Genomic DNA, 9,536 nt, shown 5'->3' with positions numbered 1-9,536 from the left:
ACAGAAACGACACCGCCGCGGCGGGCGTCGACTCGGGCGCCCGCGCTGCATAAACGTTCAAGGCCATGCCCACACAGACGGCGACGTACTTCATCAGCAAGGCAAGCGCGAGTCCGCCCACCAGCAAGAGCGGCGCGGCGCGCCGCCACTCGAGTGCGTAAGCCTCGTAGCCGCGGAAACCGAGCCAGCGACCGAGCGGCCATGCGCTCAAGAGCATCAGCAGCAGGAAGGTGGCCTGGACGGACACGCTACCGAGCAGGCGAGCACCGATACCTTCGGCGGCCTGATAGAGAACGAACAGGAGCGCGAACGCGAGCGCGGCGCGCCGACGGTCGTTCGAAAGCATGGATTCCCCGGTACAAGTGTCGCTGCGGGCAAGCTTAGGGCGTGAACGCGTTGCGCGCCATAGCCTGAGGGCGAGATCTGCCGCTCAATTCAGCGGTCGTCGCGGGTCCAGATGGCGCCCTCGCGCTCTTCCACCGGGAAGACCGTGACCGGCTCATAGGCGGGCGGACAGGTGACCTTGCCCGTACGCAGGTCGAAGCGCGCGCCATGACGCACGCATTCCACCTCGAAGCCGTCGACCGGGCCACCGGCCAGCTCGCCACCGTCGTGCGTGCAGACGTCCTCGATGGCATAAAGCGCGCCGTCGATGTTGTAGACGGCGATAGCGGTGTCGCCGTCCCAGACCACCCTGAACTCGCCCGGCAGGAGCTCGCCGCGCGTTCCCACACGAATCCAGCCGCTCATGCGCCCAGGTCCTTCACCAGGTATTCGAAGCGAAGGTCGTCCCGCTGCGGCAGGCCGAAGCGCTCATCGCCGTACGGAAAAGCCTTGGTCCGGCCCGTGCGGACATAACCGCGACGCTCGTACCAGGCGATCAGTTCCTCACGGATGTCGATCACCGTCATCTCGATGCGCTCGCTGCCCCATTCGCTGCGGGCAATACGTTCGACTTCCTCGATGACCAGGCGGCCGATCCCCGCGCCCTGCAGCGGCGGATGGACGGAGAACATGCCGAAGTAGCAGACCGGGCCCTGCCGCTCGATGTAACAGGATGCACCAATGGCGCCGTCTTGCTCGAACAGGACGAAGCGACCGTTCTCGCTGGTCAGCAGCTCTTCGATCTCGGTGACATCGGTGCGCCGGCCATGGAGGAAATCGGCCTCGGTGGTCCACCCGGCCCGGCTGGCGTCGCCGCGATAAGCGGACTCGACCAGGACCGTGATGAGCGGGGCATCGGCAAGGGTGGCGCTACGGAAGGTGTGAGTCGGGGTCATRGGCGGGCGGGGCTATCTCTGTAGGAGCCGATTCATCGGCGAACGGGTGCTTGCGATCATGCTGCAAATGCCGCTCCGCAGGAATCGCCGATGAATCGGCTCCTACAAAATGCCGGCAGACAGGGCTTGCCGTTGTCTTAAAGCAACAGCTTGCGCACCTTGCCGATCGCCTCGATGAAACCGTCTACCTCGGCCTTCGTGTTGTAGAAGGCAAGCGACGCACGCAGCGTGGCGGGCACCCCGAAGAAATGCATCAAGGGATGTGCGCAATGGTGGCCCGAGCGCACGGCCACACCCTGCAGGTCCAGCAGCGTCGCCATGTCGTTGGCGTGGGCACCCTCCAGCAGGAACGAGACGACCGGTTCCTTTTCTTTCGCACGGCCGAAGATCCGCACGCCCGGAAGGCTCTCAATGGCCGTCGTGGCGTATGCCAGGAGCTCCTGTTCGTACGCATTCAGGCGATCGAACCCTATAGCCTCGATGTAGGCGATAGCAGCCGACATACCGGCGAAACCCGCAATGTTCGGCGTGCCCGCCTCGAAACGATGCGGCGGATCGGCAAACACCGTCCCTTCGAAGCGTACCTCGCGGATCATCTCGCCACCGCCGAAGAACGGCGGCATCGACATCAGGTGCTCGCGCTTTGCCCAGAGCGCGCCGGTACCGGTAGGTGCCAGCATCTTATGCCCGGTGATCGCGTAGAAATCGCAGCCAAGGGCCTGGACGTCGATGCGACGATGCGGGGCGGCCTGCGAGCCGTCGACGAGCAGCGGAATGCCGCGCTTGCGGCACTCTCGTGCGATCTCGCGGATAGGATTGACCGTGCCCAGCACGTTGGACACGTGCCCGACGCAAGCGAGCTTCACCTCGGGCGTCAGCATCTCGAAGAATTTCTCGAGAATCAGCTCGCCGTTCGCATCGATCGGCGCCGCCTTGACGGTTGCGCCGGTGCGCTCGGCCACGAGCTGCCAAGGCACGATATTCGCGTGATGCTCCATCACCGTGGTGAGGATCGCGTCGCCGGACTTCAGGCGTGGGAGCGCGTAACTGTAGGCGACCAGGTTGATCGCCTGCGTGGTGCCCGAGGTCAGGATGACTTCGTCACGCGAGGACGCATTGACGAAACGCGCCAGCGCATCGCGCGCGCCCTCGTACGAGGCAGTCGCTTCTTCGCCCAGCGTATGCACGGCACGCGCGACGTTGGCGTTGTGCTGACGGTAGTGACGGTCCACCGCTTCGATCACCGACACGGGCTTCTGACTGGTGTTGGCGTTGTCGAAGTAGATCAGCGGCTTGCCGTGGACCGTACGCGACAGCAACGGGAAATCGGCGCGGATGCGCTCCACATCGAGCGGCAACACCGCTGGCTCGGGCTTGGCGTTCATGGCTTGGCTCCGGTGTTCGGTGTCGGGTCTGATTTATTGGGCGGACGTAACGAGCGCGTCGGACGGCCCCGTCGGCAGGTGTGCGACCAGCAGGTCGCCCAGGTGCTCGCGCAAGGCCTCGTTCGGAAGCGATTCGAGGGCGGCACGGCAGAACGCCAGCGTGAGCAGGCTGCGTGCCTGCGCCAGCGGGATACCGCGCGACCGCAGATAGAACAGCGAACGTTCGTCGAGCTGGCCGATGGTCGCACCGTGCGCGGCCTTGACCTCGTCGGCGTAGATCTCGAGTTCCGGCTTGGTGTCGATCTCGGCCTGGGCTGACAGCAACAGGTTCTTGTTGCTCAGCGAGGCGTCGCTACCGTCGGCACCTTCCGCGACGACGATGGCGCCACGGAACACACCTCGCGAACGGCCGTCGGCGATGCCGCGCCAGAGCGCGTCCGATGTCGTGTCGCGAGCGTTGTGACGCACCTCGAGCTGTGTATCGACATGCTGGCGGCCGCTCAGCGCGAAGACGCCACGCGAATCGAAACGCGCGCCATCCCCGACCAGTTCGGTCGTGAGTTCGTGGCGGACCAGGGCCCCACCCAGCTCCAGCGCATGCACGGTCGCGGCAGCCTTCGCCTCGACCCGCACATGGTTGCGACGGATCAGGGTGGTCGAGGCCGAGGCATCCTGCAGGACGACCAGCCCGAGCGTAGCGCCCTCGCGCACGACGATGTCGGCGACGACGGTACCCAGCTGGATGGCATCACCCAACGAGACGAAGTGCTCGACCACATCAACGCGAGAACCCTGCCCCAAGTCGACCAGCACGCGAACGTGCCACGCGGTATCGGCCTGCGAGCCACTCGACACGTGCACGACATTCACCGGCCTGGCAACGTCGGTACCGTTCGCTATCTGCAGCACCACACCGTCGGTCGCCAACGCCGCATTCAGGTGCGCGAAGGCATCGGCGGCGCCGCGGCGGTAACGGTTTGCCAGCGCAAAGCGCAGCGGTTCCGGCTGCGCTTCCAGCGCTACGCCCAGCGGCGCCAGCGACACGCCTTCACCACCGTCGAGTGAAGACAGGTCGGCGCGGAACACCCCGTCGACGAAGACGATGCGCGAGCCGTCAACGCCCGGCAAGGCGTACGACGCGGGATCCACGGCGAGGCTGTTCGGCACGCCCGTGTCGGCGAGCGAGAAGGCACGCTGCGACAACGCACGGAGCGGTGTGTATTTCCAGGACTCGTTACGGGTTTCGGGCAGGCCGGTTTCAGCGAGCGACTCCAGGTTTTCGCGACGCGCGGCATCGAGCCAGGCGATGCCGCTGGGCGGCACGGCCGTGGCGGCATCCAGCGCCGCCCGCACGAACGGGGACGGCGCCTGGCTCATGCCGGTGCTCCGGCGAGGTCGGCCTTGCGCAGTTCCGGATGGGTATCCGCCAGCCACGCGTAGCCCTGCTCTTCGAGCTTCAAGGCGAGACTCTTGTCGCCGCTCTCGACGATACGACCGCCGGCAAGCACGTGCACGAAGTCCGGCTCGATGTAGTCGAGCAGGCGCTGGTAATGGGTGACGATGAGGAAGGAACGGTCCGGCGAGCGCAAGGCATTCACGCCCTCGGCAACCTGCTTCAACGCGTCGATGTCGAGGCCGGAATCGGTCTCGTCGAGGATCGCCAGCTTCGGCTCGAGGACGGCCATCTGGAAAATCTCGTTGCGCTTCTTCTCACCACCGGAGAAACCTTCGTTCACCGCGCGGTGCAGAAGGTCGTCGGAGATCTGCATCACCTTGAGCTTCTCGCGAACCAGCTTGAGGAACCGCATGGAGTCCAGCTCCTCCTCACCACGGAACTTCCGCTGCGCGTTGAGCGCGGCACGCAGGAAGTACGTGTTGTTCACGCCCGGGATTTCCACCGGGTACTGGAAGGCGAGGAACATGCCCACCGCGGCGCGTTCTTCCGGCTCCAGTGCCAGCAGGTCGCGGCCGTCGAAGTTCACCGAACCTTCGGTGACCTCGTAGCCGTCGCGCCCGGAAAGGACATTGGCCAGCGTGGATTTACCCGCGCCGTTCGGCCCCATGATCGCGTGCACTTCACCGGGTTTCACGGTGAGCGAGAGGCCTTTGAGGATCTCCTTGCCTTCGACACGGGCGTGGAGGTTGTCGATCGTAAGCATGTGCATGGTGCTGTCCGTCATGGCGTGAGGTGCGACAGCGCGTCGAGCGCGTCATCGCGGCGTTCCCAGGGCACGAAGAGATGATCGTGCAGGAACGCGGATACGGGATTGCAGGGAATGCCGCGCCTGGCCAGCGCGGCGGATACGGCGGCCATCATGCCGACCGCGGTGAGACTCGACTGCACACGCAGGGTGATACGCGCCCAGAGCATGCGCTCGTTGCCGAGATTGTCTTCATCCACGTCGACGATGAGCGTGGTGCCCTCCGCCTCGCGGAACATCATCAGGGCGTCGGCCACGCGCTCACGCGCCTTCTCATGGGAGGCATGCAGGAAGCGCTTCGGCACGGGATCCAGTTCGGGGTCCAGCGCGGCCAGGAGCGCGCGCAGATCCGTCAGGCCCGGTGCGGAGCCGGCGATGCCCATGCTCAGCCCACCGCGCCTTCGAGTGAGACTTCGAGCAGCTTCTTGGCTTCCACGGCGAACTCCATCGGCAGCTCGCGGAATACCTGCTTGCAGAAACCGTCGACGATCATGGAGACCGCGTCTTCCTCGCCGATACCGCGCGAGAGGCAGTAGAACAGCTGGTCGTCGGAGATCTTCGAGGTGGTGGCCTCGTGCTCGACGATGGCGCTGGGATTCTTCACTTCCATGTACGGGAAGGTGTGCGCACCGCATTTCTTGCCGATAAGCAGGGAGTCGCACTGCGTGTAGTTGCGCGCGCCATCGGCACCCTTCTCGATTTTCACCAGTCCGCGATAGCTGTTCGAGCTGCGACCGGCGCTGATGCCCTTGGCGACGATCTTCGACTTGGTGCCTTTGCCGATGTGAATCATCTTGGTGCCGGTGTCGGCCTGCTGGCGGTGATGCGTCAGTGCCACCGAGTAGAACTCACCCACCGAACGATCGCCGCGCAGGACGCAGCTGGGGTACTTCCAGGTGATCGCCGAACCGGTCTCGACCTGGGTCCACGAGATCTTTGAGTCCGCGCCGCGGCAATCGCCGCGCTTGGTCACGAAGTTATAGATGCCACCGACGCCGTTCTCATCGCCCGGGTACCAGTTCTGCACCGTTGAGTATTTGATTTGCGCGCGTTCCAGCGCGATGAGCTCGACGACGGCTGCGTGCAACTGGTTCTCGTCGCGCATGGGCGCCGTGCAGCCTTCGAGATACGACACATAGGCGTCGTCCTCGACGACGATCAGCGTGCGCTCGAACTGCCCGGTGTTGATCGCGTTGATGCGGAAGTAAGTCGACAATTCCATGGGGCAACGCACGCCCTTCGGAATGAAGACGAAGCTGCCGTCGGAGAACACCGCCGAGTTGAGCGCCGCGAAATAGTTGTCGCCGGTGGGGACGACACTGCCGAGATACTGGCGCACGAGATCGCCATGTTCGCGGATCGCTTCGGACATCGAGCAGAAGATCACGCCGGCTTCGGCGAGTTCCTTCCGGAACGTGGTGCCGACCGAGACGGAATCGAATACCGCATCGACGGCCACGCCGGCCAGCCGCGCACGCTCGTGCAGCGGCACGCCGAGCTTTTCGTAGGTTTCGAGCAGCTTCGGGTCGACCTCAGCCAGCGACTTGGGACCGGCCTTCGGCGCCGAGTAATAGCTGACGGACTGGTAGTCGATCGGCGCGATATCCAGCTTGGCCCAATCCGGTTCCGGCATGGTCAGCCAGTGCCGGTAAGCAGCCAGGCGCCATTCGAGCATCCACTCCGGCTCACCCTTGATCGCGGAGAGCTGGCGGACGATGTCCTCGCTCAGGCCGGGCGGAAGGCTGTCGGATTCGATATCGGTGACGAAACCGGCCTCGTAGCGGCGGTTGAGCGCCTCTACGACTTCGGCGTTGTCGCGCACAGGGGCTGCCACGTCGCGTGTCATGTTTTCACTCTCGTTCATGCGTTCGCCTGCGCGACCTGGGTCGCGTCCTTCGCCGGCGCCGTGGGGCGCCCGGCCAGCATCTGGGCCAGGGTCATGGCGCGCAGCACGCCGCCGATAGCCCCGGAAACCGAGCGCCAGCTGTCGCTGACGCCACATTGGGACTGACGATCGCATTGGCCCTGGGCCACGCTGCATTCCGTCATTCCGATGGGTCCTTCCATCGCCTCGACGATGTCGGCGAGGCTGATCGCCTCGGCCGGACGCGCGAGGCGGTAGCCGCCGTTGACCCCACGAAACGATTCCACCAACCCCGCATGGCCGAGCAGCTTGAGCAGCTTCGACACCGTCGGAAGCTCCAGGCGCGCCTCGTCGGCGATCTGGGCAGTGCTCAGAACGTCGGCAGGGTGCGCGGCGATGCAGGTCATCACCACGGTCGCGTAATCGGTCAATCGGCTGACACGGAGCATCGGGGAAGGGGCACAGTCAATACCGGACCAAAATGGTACTGTTTTCGGAGCTTCCCCGCAAGGCGCCGCGCCTTCAAACCCGCCCGCTGCCGCGGGATCGCCGATGAATCGGCTCCTACCGAGCGTGCCGTCGCACCTTTGTCGGGAGTTCGTCATCCCTTTTATGGTGCAAACCATGGCCGCAGTTTCCGGGGATGGCTGCGCCATGCCGCACCGCACAAGGCCTGCGGAGTCTCACAGGGCACTGGCACGCATCCTGCTCCCTCTACCTCAGTCCAACCATGGGGAGCAACGGTAGTGAAGTGGATCAACGCGATCATCAAGCCGTTCACGCTGGACGACGTTCGGGAGGCCCTCGCCGAGGCGGGGGTACAGGGCATGACCGTGACCGAGGTCAAAGGCTTCGGCCGCCAGCACGGGCATACCGAGCTTTATCGTGGCGCCGAGTACGTCGTCGACTTCCTGCCCAAGCTCAAGATCGAGATCGCCGTCACCGACGAGCAACTCGAACGGGCGGTCGAGGCGATCATGAACGCGGCGAAGACCGGCMAGATCGGCGATGGCAAGATCTTCGTCATCGACCTGGAGCAAGCGATCCGGATCCGCACGCAGGAGGTCGACGCCGATGCGCTCTAAGCTCGTACGCACACTCGCCACAGCATCTGCCGCCGCACTGATTCCCTGCAGCGCCTTCGCCCAGGCAGCCACGCCAGCAAAGCTCGATTCCGGCGATACCGCCTGGATGCTCACCGCGACGATGCTCGTCCTGCTGATGACCATCCCGGGACTGGCCCTGTTCTACGGCGGCATGGTCCGCGCGAAGAACCTGCTCTCGGTTCTCATGCAGTGTTTTGCGATTACCGCCCTGGTCACCATCCTCTGGGTGGTCTACGGCTACTCCCTGGCCTTCGACAACACCGGCATGACCGCCGGCACGACCAATCTGCACTCCTTCATCGGCGGCCTCGGCCACGGCATGCTCGCGGGCCTCACGCCCGGCAGCCTCTACCAGACCGTTCCCGAAGCCGTGTTCGTGATGTTCCAGATGACCTTCGCGATCATCACGCCTGCACTGATCGTCGGCGCGATTGCCGAGCGCATGAAGTTCTCGGCGCTGCTCGTCTTCACCGCATTGTGGTTCACCCTGGTCTACCTGCCGATCGCGCACATGGTCTGGGGCGGTCCCGGCTCCTTCCTCGGCGACCTCGGCGTGCTCGACTTTGCCGGCGGTACCGTGGTGCACATCAATGCCGGTATCGCGGGTCTGGTCGGTTGCCTCGTCATCGGAAAGCGCCGTGGTTATCCGACCACCGCGATGCCGCCGCACAACCTCGGCTACACGCTCGTCGGCGCAAGCATGCTCTGGCTCGGCTGGTTCGGCTTTAACGCCGGCTCCGCCGTGGCCGCGAACGGCAGTGCCGGCATGGCCATGCTGGTGACGCAGATCGCTACCGCTGCCGCCGCCATCGGCTGGACCGCGATCGAGTGGATCACTCATCGTCGGGCCAGCGTGCTCGGCATCGCGTCGGGAGCCGTGGCTGGCCTCGTCGCCATCACCCCGGCTGCCGGCACGTGCGGACCCGGTGGCGCACTCGTGCTCGGCTTCGTCGCAGGCTTCGTCTGTTTCTTCAGCGCGACGAGCCTCAAGCGCAAGTTCGGTTACGACGACTCGCTCGATGTCTTCGGCGTGCATGCCATCGCCGGCATCATCGGCGCCCTGCTTACCGGTCCGCTGGCTGCACCCGTACTCGGCGGCTTCGGCACGGTCACGGATCTCGGCCTGCAGCTTTGGATCCAGTTCAAGGGCGTGTCGTTCACCGTCGTCTACAGCGCCGTGCTCAGCTACGCCATCTTCAAGGGCATCAAGGTCACCATGGGCCTGCGTGTCGACGAAGAGCAGGAGCAGATCGGACTGGATCTGGCGTTGCACGAGGAGCGTGGTTACAACCTCTCCTGACCGAGCTCATCTCGTGTAGGAGCCGATTCATCGGCGATCGCGCGGCAGCGGGCAAGGTTGTCGCAAGCACCCTTTCGCCGATGAATCGGCTCCCACAGAAAGTGCGTAAAAAAAAGCCGGCTATATGCCGGCTCTTTTTTCATCCGCTCAGCAGATCAGCGATTCACCCAATGGCACTGGCGGGTGGTGTGATAGTGACCGTGATGGTCGGACACGCGCGCGTTGTGGCAGACCTGGTGACGATGGTGCACCGGCGGATGATGGTCGTCGGCGTTAGCGGCCAGCGGTGCCATGAACGCCGCGCCCATCACGAGTAGTGCGAGAACTCGCGAGCGGTTCTGGGTGTTGCTTCCGGCTTTGATAGTCATGCTGGTCTCCTCTGTGGGGAGCACAACGTCGC

The 9,536-nt window shown here is 64.7% G+C and carries 11 protein-coding genes and 1 pseudogene; 2 read left to right on the top strand and 10 right to left on the bottom strand.

Going from position 1 to position 9,536, the window contains the following annotated elements:
• From AC1DT2_RS10025 to AC1DT2_RS09985, 9 genes and pseudogenes are all read right to left on the bottom strand, one after another.
• Positions 1-346 (bottom strand): annotated as a pseudogene (locus tag AC1DT2_RS10025) (CPBP family intramembrane glutamic endopeptidase); the annotation flags it as partial.
• A gap of 89 nt (positions 347-435) precedes the next feature.
• The gene (locus AC1DT2_RS10020) at positions 436-750 is read right to left on the bottom strand and encodes a non-heme iron oxygenase ferredoxin subunit (RefSeq protein WP_477296080.1); all 315 of its coding nucleotides are present in this window, start codon (positions 748-750) and stop codon (positions 436-438) included.
• A complete protein-coding gene (locus AC1DT2_RS10015) occupies positions 747-1,280 on the bottom strand; it encodes a GNAT family N-acetyltransferase (protein WP_477296079.1) in 534 nt (177 codons plus the stop codon). Before AC1DT2_RS10015 ends, AC1DT2_RS10020 begins: the two co-directional genes overlap by 4 nt.
• 137 nt (positions 1,281-1,417) lie before the next feature.
• Positions 1,418-2,665, bottom strand: a complete 1,248-nt coding sequence (locus AC1DT2_RS10010; protein WP_213948649.1) for an aminotransferase class V-fold PLP-dependent enzyme — start codon at positions 2,663-2,665, stop codon at positions 1,418-1,420.
• Positions 2,666-2,698: 33 nt separating this feature from the next.
• The gene (sufD, locus tag AC1DT2_RS10005) at positions 2,699-4,042 is read right to left on the bottom strand and encodes a Fe-S cluster assembly protein SufD (protein ID WP_477296078.1); all 1,344 of its coding nucleotides are present in this window, start codon (positions 4,040-4,042) and stop codon (positions 2,699-2,701) included.
• The gene (sufC, locus tag AC1DT2_RS10000; RefSeq protein WP_477296077.1) at positions 4,039-4,830 is read right to left on the bottom strand and encodes a Fe-S cluster assembly ATPase SufC; all 792 of its coding nucleotides are present in this window, start codon (positions 4,828-4,830) and stop codon (positions 4,039-4,041) included. Before sufC ends, sufD begins: the two co-directional genes overlap by 4 nt.
• An 11-nt stretch (positions 4,831-4,841) precedes the next feature.
• Positions 4,842-5,249 (bottom strand): ACT domain-containing protein, encoded by a 408-nt coding sequence (locus AC1DT2_RS09995; RefSeq protein WP_063573851.1) that lies wholly within the window; start codon positions 5,247-5,249, stop codon positions 4,842-4,844.
• Positions 5,250-5,251: 2 nt separating this feature from the next.
• On the bottom strand, positions 5,252-6,712 hold the full coding sequence (sufB, locus tag AC1DT2_RS09990) for a Fe-S cluster assembly protein SufB (protein WP_213948823.1): 1,461 nt from the start codon (positions 6,710-6,712) through the stop codon (positions 5,252-5,254).
• A gap of 14 nt (positions 6,713-6,726) precedes the next feature.
• Positions 6,727-7,179 carry an SUF system Fe-S cluster assembly regulator gene (locus AC1DT2_RS09985; protein WP_046965989.1) on the bottom strand — a complete coding sequence of 151 codons (453 nt, stop codon included), beginning with the start codon at positions 7,177-7,179 and terminating at the stop codon, positions 6,727-6,729.
• Between the two features lie 297 nt (positions 7,180-7,476).
• Here AC1DT2_RS09985 and AC1DT2_RS09980 point away from each other — a divergent pair, with 297 nt between their 5' ends.
• Both AC1DT2_RS09980 and AC1DT2_RS09975 read left to right on the top strand, forming a co-directional pair.
• The gene (locus AC1DT2_RS09980) at positions 7,477-7,815 is read left to right on the top strand and encodes a P-II family nitrogen regulator (RefSeq protein ID WP_477296076.1); all 339 of its coding nucleotides are present in this window, start codon (positions 7,477-7,479) and stop codon (positions 7,813-7,815) included.
• The gene (locus tag AC1DT2_RS09975; RefSeq protein WP_477296075.1) at positions 7,805-9,136 is read left to right on the top strand and encodes an ammonium transporter; all 1,332 of its coding nucleotides are present in this window, start codon (positions 7,805-7,807) and stop codon (positions 9,134-9,136) included. Before AC1DT2_RS09980 ends, AC1DT2_RS09975 begins: the two co-directional genes overlap by 11 nt.
• Positions 9,137-9,291: 155 nt before the next feature.
• On the opposite strand, the gene AC1DT2_RS09970 is transcribed toward AC1DT2_RS09975, so the two are convergent.
• Positions 9,292-9,504 (bottom strand): hypothetical protein, encoded by a 213-nt coding sequence (locus tag AC1DT2_RS09970; RefSeq protein ID WP_063572993.1) that lies wholly within the window; start codon positions 9,502-9,504, stop codon positions 9,292-9,294.
• Between the last annotated feature and the right edge of the window lie 32 nt (positions 9,505-9,536).

The sequence above is a fragment of the Luteibacter sp. P4_E6 genome (assembly GCF_056401535.1).
This window is presented reverse-complemented; position numbering and strand designations above follow the sequence as displayed.